Origin of the sequence: Mucilaginibacter rubeus (assembly GCF_003286415.2) — a bacterium.
GTDB lineage: Bacteria > Bacteroidota > Bacteroidia > Sphingobacteriales > Sphingobacteriaceae > Mucilaginibacter > Mucilaginibacter rubeus_A.
This window is the reverse complement of record NZ_CP043450.1, coordinates 2,301,532-2,317,366: the sequence shown is the minus strand read 5'-3', so window position 1 is coordinate 2,317,366 and position 15,835 is coordinate 2,301,532. Positions and strand designations below refer to the sequence as shown.

Annotated in this window: 14 protein-coding genes; 9 read left to right on the top strand and 5 right to left on the bottom strand. The window is 41.5% G+C overall.

Annotation, left to right across the window (positions count from 1 at the left end; genetic code table 11):
- The first annotated feature begins 97 nt into the window (after positions 1 to 97).
- The 6 genes from DEO27_RS09435 to rseP all read left to right on the top strand — a co-directional run bounded on the left by DEO27_RS09435 (position 98) and on the right by rseP (position 6,946).
- The gene (locus DEO27_RS09435) at positions 98 to 1,048 is read left to right on the top strand and encodes a glycosyltransferase family 2 protein (RefSeq protein WP_112575431.1); all 951 of its coding nucleotides are present in this window, start codon (positions 98 to 100) and stop codon (positions 1,046 to 1,048) included.
- A gap of 95 nt (positions 1,049 to 1,143) precedes the next feature.
- Positions 1,144 to 2,112, top strand: coding sequence for a glycosyltransferase (locus tag DEO27_RS09430; RefSeq protein ID WP_112575430.1), 969 nt, complete (start codon positions 1,144 to 1,146; stop codon positions 2,110 to 2,112).
- Between the two features lie 5 nt (positions 2,113 to 2,117).
- The gene (locus DEO27_RS09425) at positions 2,118 to 2,894 is read left to right on the top strand and encodes a glycerophosphoryl diester phosphodiesterase membrane domain-containing protein (RefSeq protein WP_112575429.1); all 777 of its coding nucleotides are present in this window, start codon (positions 2,118 to 2,120) and stop codon (positions 2,892 to 2,894) included.
- A 2-nt stretch (positions 2,895 to 2,896) separates the two neighbouring features.
- Positions 2,897 to 4,396, top strand: a complete 1,500-nt coding sequence (locus DEO27_RS09420; protein WP_112575428.1) for a GH3 auxin-responsive promoter family protein — start codon at positions 2,897 to 2,899, stop codon at positions 4,394 to 4,396.
- Between the two features lie 6 nt (positions 4,397 to 4,402).
- Entirely contained in the window at positions 4,403 to 5,590 is a 1,188-nt protein-coding gene (locus DEO27_RS09415; RefSeq protein ID WP_223818200.1) for a 1-deoxy-D-xylulose-5-phosphate reductoisomerase, read from the top strand.
- A gap of 21 nt (positions 5,591 to 5,611) precedes the next feature.
- Positions 5,612 to 6,946 (top strand): RIP metalloprotease RseP, encoded by a 1,335-nt coding sequence (rseP, locus tag DEO27_RS09410; protein ID WP_112575427.1) that lies wholly within the window; start codon positions 5,612 to 5,614, stop codon positions 6,944 to 6,946.
- Between the two features lie 117 nt (positions 6,947 to 7,063).
- Here rseP and DEO27_RS09405 read toward each other — a convergent pair whose 3' ends face one another.
- The 5 genes from DEO27_RS09405 to DEO27_RS09385 form a co-directional block, all read right to left on the bottom strand.
- Positions 7,064 to 7,630 carry a DUF4199 domain-containing protein gene (locus DEO27_RS09405; RefSeq protein WP_112569067.1) on the bottom strand — a complete coding sequence of 189 codons (567 nt, stop codon included), beginning with the start codon at positions 7,628 to 7,630 and terminating at the stop codon, positions 7,064 to 7,066.
- A 148-nt stretch (positions 7,631 to 7,778) separates the two neighbouring features.
- Positions 7,779 to 8,357 carry a DUF4199 domain-containing protein gene (locus tag DEO27_RS09400; protein WP_112569069.1) on the bottom strand — a complete coding sequence of 193 codons (579 nt, stop codon included), beginning with the start codon at positions 8,355 to 8,357 and terminating at the stop codon, positions 7,779 to 7,781.
- 9 nt (positions 8,358 to 8,366) lie between these two features.
- The gene (locus DEO27_RS09395; protein WP_112569071.1) at positions 8,367 to 9,035 is read right to left on the bottom strand and encodes a hypothetical protein; all 669 of its coding nucleotides are present in this window, start codon (positions 9,033 to 9,035) and stop codon (positions 8,367 to 8,369) included.
- A gap of 7 nt (positions 9,036 to 9,042) precedes the next feature.
- Positions 9,043 to 10,293, bottom strand: coding sequence for a dihydroorotase (locus DEO27_RS09390; RefSeq protein ID WP_112569073.1), 1,251 nt, complete (start codon positions 10,291 to 10,293; stop codon positions 9,043 to 9,045).
- A gap of 32 nt (positions 10,294 to 10,325) precedes the next feature.
- The gene (locus DEO27_RS09385; protein ID WP_112569075.1) at positions 10,326 to 12,374 is read right to left on the bottom strand and encodes a BatA domain-containing protein; all 2,049 of its coding nucleotides are present in this window, start codon (positions 12,372 to 12,374) and stop codon (positions 10,326 to 10,328) included.
- Between the two features lie 205 nt (positions 12,375 to 12,579).
- Between DEO27_RS09385 and DEO27_RS09380 the strand changes: the two genes are divergently transcribed.
- The 3 genes from DEO27_RS09380 to trxB all read left to right on the top strand — a co-directional run bounded on the left by DEO27_RS09380 (position 12,580) and on the right by trxB (position 15,808).
- A complete protein-coding gene (locus DEO27_RS09380; RefSeq protein ID WP_112569077.1) occupies positions 12,580 to 13,575 on the top strand; it encodes an aldo/keto reductase in 996 nt (331 codons plus the stop codon).
- A gap of 27 nt (positions 13,576 to 13,602) precedes the next feature.
- Positions 13,603 to 14,778: a dipeptidase gene (locus tag DEO27_RS09375; RefSeq protein ID WP_112569079.1), complete on the top strand. Its 1,176-nt coding sequence runs from the start codon at positions 13,603 to 13,605 to the stop codon at positions 14,776 to 14,778.
- Positions 14,779 to 14,851: 73 nt separating this feature from the next.
- The gene (trxB, locus tag DEO27_RS09370) at positions 14,852 to 15,808 is read left to right on the top strand and encodes a thioredoxin-disulfide reductase (RefSeq protein WP_090526227.1); all 957 of its coding nucleotides are present in this window, start codon (positions 14,852 to 14,854) and stop codon (positions 15,806 to 15,808) included.
- The last annotated feature ends 27 nt before the right edge of the window (positions 15,809 to 15,835 follow it).

The following is a 15,835-nucleotide window of genomic DNA, read 5'->3' as shown; positions in this document are numbered from 1 at the left end:
GCTAACAACACCGTTAATACATTATTGCAAACCATTCCCTATTTTTTATATTTTTGCGGATGATTTTCGGCATATACCGTTAATCGCAGCCCAATAAATGGATATATCAGTTGTAGTACCTCTTTACGATGAAGTAGAGTCGTTACCGGAGTTAACCTCATGGATTAGCCGGGTGATGGATGAAAACCGTTTTACTTACGAGATAATTTTGGTTGACGATGGCAGCAAGGACGGATCATGGGAAATGATCAGGAAATTGCAAACGGATAACCCGTTTATCAAAGGCATTAAATTCAGGCGTAATTATGGTAAGTCGGCTGCCTTAAATACAGGCTTTATAGCTTCCAAAGGTAACGTTGTGATTACTATGGATGCCGATCTGCAAGACAGCCCTGATGAAATTCCGGAACTATACCGCCGCATAGTTGAAGAAAACTTCGATCTTATTTCGGGCTGGAAAGCTAAAAGGCACGACCCTTTAAGCAAAACTATACCGACCAAATTATTCAACGCGGCTACCCGGAGCATGAGTGGCATCCATAACCTTCATGATTTCAATTGTGGCCTAAAAGCTTACCGTGGCACCGTTGTAAAAAACATTGAGGTATATGGCGAAATGCACCGTTATATCCCGGTAATAGCCAAATGGGCTGGGTTTACTAAAATTGGTGAGCAGGTTGTTGAACACCGGCCACGTAAATATGGCAAAACCAAATTTGGCCTGAGCCGATTCATCAACGGCTTTCTGGATCTGCTTTCCATATTTTTTGTAGGTAAATTTGGTAAGCGCCCGATGCACTTTTTTGGTACCATGGGTACTTTAAGTTTTTTTACGGGTTTGGTAATGGCCATCTGGATCATTGCCGAAAAGCTCTACAACATAGCACACAACTTAAAATACAGGGATGTAACCACCAGCCCGTTGTTTTATATAGCACTGGTAGCCATCATCTTAGGTTCTCAATTGTTTTTAACCGGCTTTGTGGCCGAACTGGTATCCCGCAGCGCAAGCGAACGAAACCACTATCAAATTGAAGAAACAATTTAATTGGATTAGAGATGTTAGATATGAGATTTGAGACTTATTAAATATTTACCCTCGTCTCATATCTAACATCTCAAATCTCACATCTATCTAAAAGCATGTTTTTTTCCATCATCATTCCATTATATAACCGTCCGCAGGAGATCAAAGAACTGCTGGAAACCCTCACGCTGCAAACCTATCGCAATTTTGAGGTTTTGGTTATTGAGGATGGTTCTGTAAATGATGCTGAAGCCATAGTAAACACTTTTGCCGATAAGCTTAACCTCCGGTATTTCAAAAAGCAAAATGAAGGCCAGGGCTTTACCCGCAACTTTGGTTTTGAACGCGCTAAAGGTGATTATTTTGTAATTTTTGATTCGGATTGTTTGATCCCTTCCGACTATTTGCAAATTGTAAATGATTCGCTGGCAAAAAACTATCTTGACGCTTATGGCGGACCTGATGGCGCGCACGCATCTTTTACACCTACCCAAAAAGCCATAAGCTATTCCATGACCTCGCCTTTTACCACAGGCGGCATCCGCGGTAATAAAAAAGGTATCGGTCAGTTTCACCCGCGTAGCTTTAACATGGGAGTTTCAAGACAGGCCTGGGAAAAAGCCGGCGGCTTCATTATTACCCGACTGGGCGAGGATATTGAATACAGCATCCGGATCCATTCATTGGGCTTCAAAATAGGCCTGATCCCCGATGCTATTGTTTATCATAAACGGCGTACTAACTTTTACCTGTTTTACAAACAACTGCACTTTTTTGGCAGGGCGCGCATTAACATATCCAAGTTTTTTCCGCAGGAGCTAAAATTGGTTCATTTTTTCCCGGCGGCTTTTACCATAGGGGTTATCCTTACTATTATATTAAACCTGCTTGGCTCACCATTAGCAGCAATAGGTAATTTTATATTATTGATTTTCACTTTGTTAATATTTTTCCATGCCTGGTGGAAAAATAAATCGGTAAAAATCGCATTTTTGAGCATTGTAGCTGCCTTCACACAACTTATTGCCTACGGGTTAGGATTTATACAGGATTTTTGGAAGCGGAAAGTTTTAAGTAGATCATAAGCAATATGTACCACACCTTTTCTGTAGCGGAAACCATTAAAACCGCATGGAATATTTTAAAAAGAAATTTTGTACCGCTGGTGGTTTACTCGATCATATCGTTGTTTATAAACGAGTTTGTTGAGTTTTTAAAAGCATTCATCATCGATAACGATGACCGTTTTATTGAGATGGGCTTTGTAATTGTACAAATGATAGTACAATGTTTTATTGGTCTAAGCTTTTACAAACTGATACTTACACTCATCGACAAAGAATATTACGAATTTGACTTTAAAGACATTTTGCCGACGTTCAAAATGACATTCAATTTCGTAATCATCGGGATAATGACCGCTTTCTTTGTAGCAGCGCTGGTTTTTCTATACGTATTGGCTAAACGTAACATCGGATACGACAGCGTTTTTGAGGTTATTGAGCTATTGTTTATTCTCTACATAAGTCTTAGATGCATATTTTGCATCTGTTTCATTGTTGATGACGATTCATCTCCTATCGAATCGCTGCGTCAAAGTTTTGAAATCACCAAAGACAATTTCTTCAAAACTTTAGGCGTTTTCGCTATCATCATACTGATATTGGTTGCTGTATTGCTGCCGGTTGTGATTACCATGGGGCTGTTTGGTTTCGATCAGGAAAAGGATGGCTTTGCATTCAGGCTTGCATTTTATTGCTGGTTTATTCTTTGCTTTCCGTTTACCCAAGTGATAATAATGGTTACTTACCGCAAACTGGTTTATAGCCATCAGGATGTGGATGATGACCTATCTGAAACCAATTAAAAATGGGACTTAAAGCTGCATTAAGTAAGGTATTTGCATCCTTTGTTGACAGGGAATTAAATAAGGTTCGTAAAAACGCGGTTGCACTACAACAAAAAGCGTTTACAGACTTGATACATGCGGCAAAAAGCACAAGTTTTGGAAAAGATCATCAATTTGAAAAGATCAACAATTACGAAGACTTTAAGCGCCTTGTACCTGTACATGATTACGAGGACCTTCGCTCCTATATCGATCGTGTAGTTAACGGTGAGGAAAATGTGTTATGGCCGGGCAAACCAGCTTACCTGGCTAAAACATCGGGCACAACATCGGGTGTAAAATATATCCCCATCTCTAAAGAAAGCATGCCCGAGCATATCAAAGCGGCGCGCAATGCTTTATTAAGCTATATCCACGAAACAGGCAATGCCGATTTTGTGGATGGTAAGCTGATATTCCTACAGGGTAGTCCAATTCTGGCTCAAAAACATGGTATTTCAACAGGTCGGCTTTCGGGTATTGTCGCTCATCATGTGCCGGCGTATCTGCAAAAAAACAGGTTGCCGAGCTATGATACCAATTGTATTGAAGACTGGGAGCAAAAAGTTGACGCCATTGTAGAGGAAACTTTTAACGAAGATATGCGCCTCATCAGTGGGATTCCGCCATGGTGCCAGATGTATTTCGACAGGCTTTCGGCTAAGGCAGGCGGCAAAAAAGTAAAAGACATTTTCCCTAACTTTAAGCTTTACGTTTATGGTGGGGTTAATTACGAACCCTACCGTGCCCGCATTGAAGAAAGTATTGGCTTTAAAATCGACTCAATAGAAACCTACCCTGCTTCTGAGGGCTTCATCGCTTTTCAGGATTCGCAAAAAGAGAAAGGGTTACTTCTTTTAGTAGACTCGGGGATCTTTTACGAGTTCATACCATCTGAAGAATACTTCAACGCAAACCCAACCCGTATCAATATTAAAGATGTTGAGCTGGATAAAAACTACGCGCTTATCATGAATACCAGTGCGGGTTTATGGGGATATAGCATAGGTGACACCATTAAATTTGTTTCTAAAGATCCATACCGAATCGTAGTTACAGGCCGCATCAAACATTATATCTCTGCTTTTGGAGAGCACGTAATAGGCGAAGAAGTGGAATACGCGTTAATGAGCGTAGCCAAAGAAGCAGGAGTTGACGTAGTTGAATTTACAGTCGCCCCGCAGGTTAATCCGCCGACCGGGCAATTACCTTACCATGAATGGTTTATTGAGTTTGGCACGCCACCTGCCGATCTTCATGCTTTCGCCATAAAAGTAGATAAAGCACTCCAGAATAAAAATATTTACTATTTTGACCTGATTGAAGGTAACATTTTACAACCTTTGGTAATCCAAAGCCTGCAAAAAGATGCCTTTATCAATTACATGAGGTCGGAAGGTAAACTTGGTGGACAAAACAAAGTACCGAGGCTTTCAAATGACAGAAAGATAGCTGAAGGATTAAAGAGTTTTATAAAATAAAGATACTTGAGTAATCAAATTAAAAACATTGCCATCCTTGGCTCAACAGGCAGCATCGGTACACAAACACTTGATGTAATAAGGTGGAACAGCAATTTATTCAGGGCATTTTTGCTCACTGCACATTCAAATGCCGGGCTGCTCATCAGCCAGGCTATTGAGTTTGTGCCGGAATATGCTATTATATGTGATCAAAGCAAATACAAGGAAGTTAAAGACGCTTTAGCGCACTTGCCTATACAAGTACTTGCCGGCCACCAGGCTATCATTGATACGGTAACCCACCCTGAAATTGCGGTTGTATTAACTGCAATGGTTGGCTTTGCCGGTTTAGAGCCTACAATAGCGGCTATTAAAGCCGGTAAAGATATCGCCCTTGCCAATAAAGAAACGCTGGTTGTTGCCGGAGATATCATAACAGCACTGGCTAAACAACATGAGGTTCAGATCTTACCTGTCGATTCAGAACATTCGGCTATATTCCAGAGCCTGGTGGGCGAGGATTATAAATCGATAGAAAAGTTGATCATCACCGCTTCTGGTGGCCCATTCCGGGGGCGCAGCCTTGACTTTTTAGCTAATGTAACCCGCGAAGATGCCCTTAAACACCCAAACTGGGTTATGGGTGCCAAGATCACCATCGACTCCGCTTCATTAATGAATAAAGGGCTCGAAGTTATTGAAGCCAAGTGGCTATTTGACGTTGAAGCCGATCAAATTGAAGTAATAGTTCACCCGCAATCCATTATTCATTCACTGGTACAGTTCAGGGACGGATCTATCAAAGCGCAATTAGGCGTACCCGATATGAAGTTGCCTATTCAATATGCACTAACTTATCCTGAGCGGGTGCAAACCAATTTTAAACGCTTTAGCTTTGCAGATTATCCAAACCTTACATTTGAAAAACCGGATATGGAAACTTTCCGTAATCTAAGTTTAGCATATGCTGCTTTAAGACAGGGAGGTAATATGCCTTGTATCATAAACGCGGCAAATGAAATAGCAGTTGCAGGTTTTCTGGATCGTAAAGTCGGCTTTTTAACCATGAGCAGCATCATTGAGGAGTGTATGCAGAAAATTAATTTTATCGCAGCCCCTACCTTAACCGACTATTTGAATACTGATAAAGAAACACGCATCTTTGCGCAAAATTATATACAGCAATTGCCCTCAAAGGCATTACAATTTTAATATTACACATAGAAATAGATAATGAGTATAGTGATCATGGTGGGCCAGCTTATACTGGGCCTTTCAATTTTAATCATCCTGCACGAACTGGGACATTTCCTGGCGGCACGAGCTTTTGGCATTAAGGTAGAAAAATTCTACCTGTTTTTTGATGCCTGGAACGTGAGCCTTTTTAAATTTACATATAAAGGTGTTGAATATGGTATTGGTTGGCTTCCGTTAGGCGGCTACGTTAAAATAGCCGGTATGATTGATGAGTCGATGGATACCGAGCAAATGGCTGGCCCGCCGCAGCCCTGGGAGTTTCGTTCAAAACCAGCCTGGCAGCGCCTTATTGTTATGCTTGGCGGCGTTACCGTAAATGTTGTACTGGGTATTTTAATATTCTGGGTATTAACCATGCGTTTTGGCGATAGCTATATCCCAAATTCGGCTGCTAAATATGGTATTGTACCTGGCGAGGTTGGTAAAAAGATCGGCCTTCAGATTGGCGATAAGGTTGTAGCCATAAATGGCAAGCCATTCGAGCGCTTTGATGACCTTACAAGTCCGCAGGTACTGTTGGATAACACGGTATTTACCATACAACGTGGTACGCAAACTTTGCAAATCAGCATCCCCCGCACTATCTTAAATGATCTGAATGATCATGATATCGAAGGATTTATCAGTCGCCTGCCGCGTTCTAAATTTGTGGTCGACTCGTTAGAGCCGGGCAGCAACGCTGTTAAAGCGGGTCTGAAAAAAGGTGATAGTATTGTTATGGCCAATAATCATCCTGTTGTATTTTGGGACGAGTTACAGACTCAGTTAACTGGTAACAAAGGCAAGCAAATTGATCTGGGCGTAAGGCGCAATCACGAGCTGGTTACTTTAAAAGCACAAGTTACCCCAGAAGGTAAATTAGGTTTCTACCGTGCAAAAAGCGATTTCCCGGACATCAAAACAATTAAGTATGGCTTTTTTGAAGCCTTCCCTATTGGAGTAGAAAGAGCCTGGGGTACTTTCAGGGATAATGCCAAAGGTATTGGTAAAATATTTAAAGGAGACGTTAATCCTGGTAAAGCGGTAAGCGGACCGGTAGCGATAGCGAGCCTGTTTGGCGGTACTGTTGATTGGGGGCACTTCTGGACATTGGTAGGTTTCCTTTCGATGGTATTGGCGCTGATGAACCTCTTGCCTATCCCGGCGCTTGATGGCGGTCATGCGGTGTTCCTGATCATTGAAATGATAAAAGGCAAGCCACTAAGCGATAAGTTCCTGGAACGTGCACAAATTGTAGGTTTTGTAATATTGGTTAGCCTTATGGTATTTGTTTTTGGCAACGATATTGTAAAGCTGGTCATGAAGAAATAGAAACGAGAGATTAGTGATTAGAAGTTAGAGATTAGTTATCTCTTCAATACCAGTAATTAAAACAAGAAGGCCTTTCAAAATGAAAGGCCTTCTTGTTTTAATTACTTTATTATTGATTTATACCGTTGGATCTAATGGTTTTGGCGCGTCAAAATTATCAACCGCGGTATCAAAAGGAGAACGTTCATTTTTAAATACAGCAGCCGAAATTAAACTTACAATTGCACCAAAGATGGCATACGCAAAAACCACGCTAACTGTAGCAATAACTGCGAAATACTTGGTTGCTATACCCATCGCGGTATCAATCTGATCTTGTGACATAGTTCCCTTCGCTTCCATTTGCTTCCGCGAAACATCCATTATCTTATCAATCATTTCCGGGCTTAGAATGGTAAAATACACATAAGTGAAAATAGCTATAAATACACCGGTGAAAATAGAATATAAAAAGCCCGATAAAAATCCCTGCCCATAAGTGAGATAACCACCAAGCTGGTCTTTAAACTCTTTTTGAGTTAACAGTAAAAAGGCGATAAACGGCAGGTAATTTAAATACTTAAGTGATGAAGTTTGATCAACATTTAAAAATTGAAAGGCGTAAGTAATTACGATAGAAACAATCAGGTTAATTAATGCCCACTTAAGGGCCGGTTGCGATGGACTCGCTTTTTTTACTTCCATGGTACAAGTGTTTAGTGTTTAGTTAAAATTAACCAAATATTTAATATTTATATCACCGATGCCTTTATTTTCAAATCTCGTGAGATCATAAACAAAATAGGCCTTTCAGAATCTGAAAGGCCTATTTTGTTTTACAATAATATCATGCTTAGGACGTGTGTCCGACAGGCTCCCGCTTAAAGAACGCCGCAAAAATTATGGATAGAACAAACAAAAATATAATGCTTATACCCAGCGACTGAATTTGCTGTCCTATAGTAATACCTTTTCCGGCTTCAAAGCTTTTCTCCATTTCCTTTATTTTTGCGTCGGCTTCCTTTTTTTCTTCAGGTTTTGTAGCACTATCTTTCAATTTATTCAAAGCGGTAACCATGGCTGTTTTGGTTTTTTGAGCCATCTGAGGTTCAATAGCTTTTGCAAATACCTGATCACGTAGTATAAATATGGTCAGGTTTGAAATGAAAAACATAATGAAAATTCCGGTAGCGGCTTGCCTCATTGTCCAGTATCCGCCTACCTTGTTCCTCAGATTGATGCAAAACAAAGCAGCAATAGCTATCGGAATTATGTATGTAAAAAGTATGGCGCCAACTGTTATCGCAACAGCCGATGCTACACTTACCATAAAATAAAAATAAATAATACTTACCAAAGCCAATACTGCACCTAAAATCAATCCCTTGATAAGTCCTTGTATTTTTATGGTCTTTTCTAATTGTGCGCTCATTTAAGAGGGTTATTGAAAACTAACTAAAATTTCTAAAACTGCCATATCAAACTCTTTATTGATGGCATTATCGGCAATCTCCTTTTTCTCTTCATCCGATGGATCGATATTTTGGAAAAAGCACATCATTGGGTAAAACAATTCTGCAAGTTCCGAATCTTCCGGAAGCGTTGCAGCTACTTTGCTGATCTCAGATACCGGGCTTTCAATCAGGATTTGATTTGCGATAACCGGTTCGTAAATACGATACTCGTCCTGAAATTCATCCTCATCAACCAATAAAAACTCTTTTAAGTAGTCTTCCAGTTCAGGTTCAATTTCTTCGTCTTCGCATTCGTTAAGGTACAGTAACAGGTTAAGCAATTCGGTACCACGGTCTAAGGTTTCCTCTTCAATACTCTCCCATTCCGGCGTATCAAGATAATCTTCTTCCAGTTTCTTAACGTCGGCACTAAAGAAGTTGATCATCAACAAATCGAAGAAGATCTCGCGCAATCCCTCTACTTCAGGGTTCTCGTCAAAAACCGCGTCAAGTTCATCTACTTTTGATAAAAAATCTTCGTCAGATGCAAATACATCGGCAAACTCATCGGTTAGCTGTGTTGCATCAAAGCTGTTGTATTTTGAAAAGGCCTCGAGCGCTGCTACAAAGGCGATTTCTATTTTTGGATCGATCATAGGTATGTTATTTAAAGATTTGTTGATTGTTGTAAGTTAACAATACTTTGCCTTTTAATTGCTGCCCGATATAAGGCGAATTTGCAGATTTAGATTGGTTATTAGCTGCGGTATATTCCCATTCGGCGTCAGTGTCGAAAACTATAATATTTGCCTTTTCGCCTTCTGCAATAACTGCTGTTTCTATACCGAGTATTTCACGGGGATTGATCGACAGTTTTTCAACTATCAGCTCGGCAGGTAAACCCGCTTTCAAAGCCAAAGAAAAAGCGGTCTGCAGGCCAACTATGCCATACTCAGCCACTTCAAACTCCACATCTTTAAATTCAATTTCGTGTGGGGTATGTTGCGACACTATAGCGTCTATAGTACCATCTTCTAAGCCTTTTATCAGCGCAGCAACATCATCGGCAGTACGCAGTGGAGGTTTTACTTTATATAAGCTATCAAAGCCTAAAAGGGCTTCGTCAGTTAAAACCAGGTGATGCGCGGCAACATCGCAGGTAACTTCAATACCTTTACGTTTAGCCTCGCGAATCAATTCGACCGAACGGGCGGTTGATATCGTAGTAAAATGGATGCGTGATACTGTATATTCAGCCAGGTAAAGATCACGGGCTACCATCAGTTCTTCTGCCAGCGAAGGGATCCCCTTCATACCCAACAATGTGCTGATCTCGCCTTCATTAACTTTAGCTTTACCAGCTATAGCGGTATCTTCCGGATAAGAAAAAACCAGCGCGTCAAAGCCTTGCGCATATAACAAAGCCCTTTCCATTAAACCAGCATCCTGTACGGGGCGGCTACCGTCAGTAAAGGCCTTAGCTCCGCTTTGATACATATCGTACATTTCGGCGAGGTCTTTTCCTTCTCGTTTTTGAGATATGGTTCCCAGTGGATAAACATCCACCAAATTACCTTTTGAACGGTTAAGCAGATATTCCACTTCCGATTTGGAATGCACCGGGGGCTGGGTGTTCGGCATCAGTGCTATGCCTGTAAAGCCACCGGCAGCGGCAGCAACCGTACCTGAGCGGAGGTCTTCTTTGGTTTCAAGGCCCAGCTCGCCTATGTTACAGTTAAGGTCGAAAAAACCGGGCGAAACATATTTGCCTTCGGCATCAAAAAGTTCGGCATCGGCTTCAATATCTTCGGCTATTTTGGTGATAACACCATTTTCAATTAAAATATCGGCAACTTGTTGATGAAAGGATGATCCGGGATCAAGAATAGTGGCTGATTTGATAAGCAAATTCATTAGCACTGCTTTATGTGTGGATTTGAATCGAACTACACCGCTTGAATAACACCTTGTTTATCAGGATTATAAAACCTAATTAACAATGTTTCTGCAAGCAGGAAGATCAACGCCAAAATTATACAAAGTTTCCATAATTGTGTGCCAAAATTTGATTCGGCAACAACGCTTTTTAACGAGCCGTTACCTGCTGTTAATAAGGGCTTTGCATTTGGCAGTAATTTTTCTAAGTCTGCTGCCGTAAAATAACTCATGTCAGATTCTGCCCGGTTATCATTAAAAGCAAGCATGGCCAGCGTACTGTCTTGTTTCCGGAGCGAATAAATTCCGGGAGCATTTAATTGATCCGAAACATATAACAACGTACTTCCCTCCTGCTGTTTTACATCAGGAATAATGCTTTGATCGCCTTTAGTAAGTTTAAGCAATTGTTTTTCGGTAGTTTGGACTGGCGGCACTTCAAAATTTTCGTCGGCACCGAGGGTATAAAACAAAGGCTGATCATGCCCGCTTAACAAGGCCATCCTAAAAAGCACCGGTACAAACAAAGCATGCCTTGGCAAACTGCTAAAATCTTCATCAAGCGGCACAGCACATAAGTAAACATTTCCTCTTCCGTTGCTGTAACCTGTCCAAAATGATTCACCGGTAGCCAGGTTCATCAAGCTTTCCTGTTTAGTGCCGCTTTTACTCAGCCGATAATATTTTTTAACCAGTGGCAGGTCCGGGTTTTGAGGAAAATTCTCAAATACGTTTTTAAACACCTGGCTTTGCCTGTTGATAGAGGCTACTTTTACATCCTGGGTTACCAGCTTTTCAGGATACCCCGCATTTAATGCCAACAAAAAAGACTTGTAATTGGCAAGATCGGCATCGACCGATGGAAATACAACCAGCGTACCTCCTTTTGCCACATAGGTTCTTAACTGTTGTGCCAGACCGGTAGCTATCGTTTTAACATCGCTGATAACAACTATGGGATAGGTATTAAGTGCCGCGTAATCAACGTTGCCGTCATCTACCCTGTTTGCTGCAAAGAAAGCATCGGAAGCAAAAACTGCCTTCAGATAGGGATTTGGCGTACCGCCGTCTATCACTAAAACAGGCATTTGCTGCTTTACATTAAAACTGAAATAAAACTGGTTGTCAAACGTAACCGGGTTATCCTGCAATTGGATTTCGCAGCGTTGCCATCCTGCTTTTAAACCCGAAAATGATAAAGTATCGTTTTGAACTTCGTGCGCGTTTATACTAAAGCTACCAAGCGCTTTCTGCTCTCCATTGATCAAGATCTTCAATGGAATCTTTTCGGCTTTTTCAGCAGCATAGTTATGCAGGCGTACAACAAGTTTCTCATTTTCGCCCGGGCGATGTACCGCACTTAGTAACCAGGCTGAATCTACAGCCACATTAGGCAAATTTCCCGCTTTAAGCTGAACCAGATTAACTGAGATGTTACTATCAATTTTTACAGATTTATCATTTTTATTTTTCTGGAAATCAGAAATGATAAAGATTGATTTTACCCCGTCCGGTTGATTTTCCAACAAGTTTTCCTGCCTGCTGACCACCTGCTGCAGATTCCGGCTCTGCGGACTAACCTTTACCGCGTCTACAGCATCATTGAATTCATCACGGCTCAGCAAACGTTGATGTTTACCTTCAAAATCCTGTGTAAGCAGCTGGAACCGATCATTAATATTATAAGCGGAAGCTATCTCCTTAGCTCTCCGTTTAGCTTCATCAAGCAATGAACCCTCGCGGTTAAGCGTTTGCATGGAGTATGAATTATCTACAAATATACTGATCACCTGTTGTTTACCTGTATTAACGCTCTGAGCGCCGGGAATATAAGGGCGGGCAAATGCCAGGATCAGGAACAGCAAAGCAAGTAAACGCGAAGCCAGGATCAACCGCTCTTTTAAGTTGCGACGCGAAGCCTGCTGCTCCTGTACCTCCTTTAAAAACTGCACATTGCTGAAGTATACCTTTTTGTACTTACGAAAGTTGAACAGGTGGATCACAACCGGTATAGCGAGGCTCAATAACGCGAATAAAAAAGCAGGATATAAAAAATACATATTTTATATAGGTGGTTGTGCTATTTACAAATGTGGTAATTAATTTTTTAAATATGCAGCTATGGTGATTTCATTTAAACTGCGAGATATTTCTATTAATAGTAATCGTTTAAAGCGATAACATTATTATCGATAAACGATAGCACTTTCAAATAATGTTTAAATAAATATATTTGGTGCGTACAACAACAATCTACTCTTAAAAATGGAATACAGAAAATTAGGTGAAAGTAAACTAAGCGTATCGGCAATAACCTTTGGTGCATGGGCAGCAGGAGGCTGGATGTGGGGCGGCAATGACGACCAGGAAGCTATTGATGCTATGCGCGCTGCTTATGATCACGGAATAACTTCAATTGATACAGCCCCCGTTTACGGACAGGGCAAAAGCGAAGAACTTGTTGGCAAAGCCATCAAAGATTTCCCTCGCGATAAAGTGCAGATACTTACTAAATACGGCTTGCGCTGGGACCTTGCCAAAGGCGAATTCTTTTTTAAAAGCAAGGATAATAACGGTAAGGACATCGATGTTTATCGATACGCTGGTAAAGACAGCATTATTGCCGAGTGCGAAAGTAGCCTAAAACGTCTTGGCACCGATTATATCGACTTGTACCAGATCTATTGGTCGGACAAAACCACTCCTATCGAGGAAACCATGGAAGCAATTTTACGTTTGAAAGAACAGGGTAAGATTCGCGAAGCCGGTGTTTGCAATTATGATGTAAGCCAAATGCAAACTGCAGCAAAGAGTATTAAACTGGCTGCAAACCAGGTTCCGTTCAGCATGGTTAACCGCGATATTGAGGATGAGTTGATCCCTTATTGTATCGAGAGCAGGAAAGCTATTTTGGCTTACAGCTCGCTTGAGCGCGGTTTGCTGACCGGTAAAATGAAGGCGGGCCAAAATTTCGGCGAAGGTGATCATCGTGCAGGCGTTAAATATTTCAAGGATCAGAACATCGAAAGTACCAATGCTTTCCTCGCCAAAATAAAACCCTTAGCCGATGAAAAAGGCGCTACGCTTGGGCAATTGGTAATTCGCTGGACAATCAACCATCCGGGTATAACCGTGGCCCTGGTTGGAGCGCGCAATGCCGAGCAATCTGTTCAAAATGCAAAGGCCATCAACATTCATATTAATGGCGAGGAAATGGAATTCATCAATAATCAGTTGAGTGACCTGGTAATTATCGGATAAAACAAGATTATTTTTCTATCTTCCTAAATGAGAAAGTCGCTCTTAATTTTCCCTTTACTACTGGCGTTGAGATTATCAGCCCAAAATGCTCAGCAAATACATCAAAAGGCTATTTTAATTGACACGCATAATGATGTTATTTCAAACGAACTGATAACTGGGGCTGATTTGGGTAAACGACAAAGCGAAGGAAATTTTGATTTGGTTCGCGCTAAAGAAGGAGGCCTCGATGCGCAGATTTTTTCCATCTGGTGCGGCGAAAGTTATGGCAAGGGAACGGCGTTTGCTTTTGCCAACCGGGAAATTGACTCATTATACGCGCTCATCAAACGCAACCCCGATAAAATAGCCCTTGTTCGTAACACAACTGAACTGAAGAAAGCAGTCGCTGCGAAAAAGTTGGCTGCGTTGATAGGCGTTGAGGGTGGTCATATGATTGAGGACAGGATAGATTACATTGACAGCCTGGCAAAGCGTGGCATGCGCTACCTTACACTAACATGGAACAACAGTACTTCATGGGCAACTTCGGCACGCGACGAGGTCACTAAAAAAGACAGCCTGACACATTTAGGTCTAACAGATTATGGCAAGCAAATAGTAAAGCACCTGAATGATCTTGGCGTTATGGTTGATGTATCACATGTTGGTGAACGCACTTTTTATGATGTGCTGGCAACTACATCAAAACCTGTTATAGCCTCACATAGTTGTGCCTATAGCATTGACCCTAACCGCCGTAATTTAAAAGATGATCAACTGAAAGCGCTGGCAAAAAATGGCGGCGTGGTATGCATTAATTTTTATAGTGGTTTTGTTGATAGCACCTATACACCAAAAGTGCTTAAGTTTTTGGGCCAACACAAGGCAGAACTCGACTCATTGACAAAAGTTTACCATGATGTCGATCTGGCCAATATCAAGATAAATGCCTTGTACAAAACCGAATCGGACAAACTAAGGCCGCCACTTGACCTGCTGATTAAACACATTGATTATATAGTGAAACTTATTGGGGTTGACTACGTAGGCATAGGATCAGATTTTGATGGTGCCGAATCTTACCCACTGGGATTGGATAGTGTTACCGATTATCCTAAAATAACCGAGGAGTTGCTAAAACTGGGCTATACCCAAAAGGATATTGATAAAATATTGGGAGGTAACGTAATGCGGGTACTCGCGGCAAACACGGGCAAATGATGTCACTTTGTTGACGATATGCGCTTTGCCTTATGCGCTTAAAATCGTAAATTCGCAACTCATTTATAATAAAATGTCTCAAGAAACTGAACACGTAAAATGCCTGATCATTGGATCAGGTCCTGCAGGTTACACTGCAGCTATATATGCTTCCCGTGCTGATCTTAAACCTGTTATGTACACCGGTTTACTGGCCGGCGGTCAGCTTACACAAACTACCGAAGTTGAAAACTTCCCTGGATACCCACAGGGAATTATGGGCCCGGAGTTGATGGAAGATTTCCGTAAACAAGCTGAACGCCTGGGTACCGAAATCCGTTTTGGTTATGTAAGTTCTGTTGATTTTTCAAGTTTGCCCCATAAAGTTGTAGTAGATGATGTAAAAACCATCACTGCCGATACTGTAATTATTTCAACAGGAGCTTCGGCTAAATGGCTTGGTTTGGAGTCAGAGCAAAAATACAGCGGTTTTGGTGTTTCTGCCTGTGCTGTTTGCGATGGCTTTTTCTTTAAAGGCCAGGATGTAGCTATTGTTGGCGCCGGTGATACCGCTGCCGAAGAAGCTACCTACTTAGCTAAATTGGCCCGTAAGGTATATATGATTGTTCGCAGGGATGAGTTCCGCGCTTCAAAAGCGATGGTTCACCGTGTATTGAATACGCCGAACATCGAAATTTTATATAATACCGAAACCAAAGAAATTTTAGGTGACGGCCAAAGCGTTACCGGTGTTAAAGTGATCAATAACCAAACCAATGCCGAAACTGATCTTGATGTTACCGGCTTCTTCGTAGCAATTGGTCACCATCCTAATACCGATATCTTTAAAGGCTGGTTACACATGGACGAAACAGGTTATATCATTACCCGTCCGGGTTCGACCGAAACCAATGTTGAAGGCGTATTTTGTGCCGGCGATGCCCAAGATCACATTTACCGTCAGGCTGTAACAGCAGCAGGCACCGGTTGTATGGCCGCCATTGACGCAGAGCGTTACCTGGCAGCCAAAGAGCATGTGGTAACAGCGTAATTAGTGGTTAGAGATTGGAGGTAAGAG

Bases quoted from the DNA above. Each gene is read 5' to 3' on its own strand.
- DEO27_RS09435 (WP_112575431.1), top strand. From the start codon at position 98: ATGGATATATCAGTTGTAGTACCTCTTTACGATGAAGTAGAGTCGTTA.
- DEO27_RS09430 (WP_112575430.1), top strand. From the start codon at position 1,144: ATGTTTTTTTCCATCATCATTCCATTATATAACCGTCCGCAGGAGATC.
- DEO27_RS09425 (WP_112575429.1), top strand. From the start codon at position 2,118: ATGTACCACACCTTTTCTGTAGCGGAAACCATTAAAACCGCATGGAAT.
- DEO27_RS09420 (WP_112575428.1), top strand. From the start codon at position 2,897: ATGGGACTTAAAGCTGCATTAAGTAAGGTATTTGCATCCTTTGTTGAC.
- rseP (WP_112575427.1), top strand. From the start codon at position 5,612: ATGAGTATAGTGATCATGGTGGGCCAGCTTATACTGGGCCTTTCAATT.
- DEO27_RS09405 (WP_112569067.1), bottom strand. From the start codon at position 7,630: ATGGAAGTAAAAAAAGCGAGTCCATCGCAACCGGCCCTTAAGTGGGCA.
- DEO27_RS09400 (WP_112569069.1), bottom strand. From the start codon at position 8,357: ATGAGCGCACAATTAGAAAAGACCATAAAAATACAAGGACTTATCAAG.
- DEO27_RS09395 (WP_112569071.1), bottom strand. From the start codon at position 9,035: ATGATCGATCCAAAAATAGAAATCGCCTTTGTAGCAGCGCTCGAGGCC.
- DEO27_RS09390 (WP_112569073.1), bottom strand. From the start codon at position 10,293: ATGAATTTGCTTATCAAATCAGCCACTATTCTTGATCCCGGATCATCC.
- DEO27_RS09385 (WP_112569075.1), bottom strand. From the start codon at position 12,374: ATGTATTTTTTATATCCTGCTTTTTTATTCGCGTTATTGAGCCTCGCT.
- DEO27_RS09380 (WP_112569077.1), top strand. From the start codon at position 12,580: ATGGAATACAGAAAATTAGGTGAAAGTAAACTAAGCGTATCGGCAATA.
- DEO27_RS09375 (WP_112569079.1), top strand. From the start codon at position 13,603: ATGAGAAAGTCGCTCTTAATTTTCCCTTTACTACTGGCGTTGAGATTA.
- trxB (WP_090526227.1), top strand. From the start codon at position 14,852: ATGTCTCAAGAAACTGAACACGTAAAATGCCTGATCATTGGATCAGGT.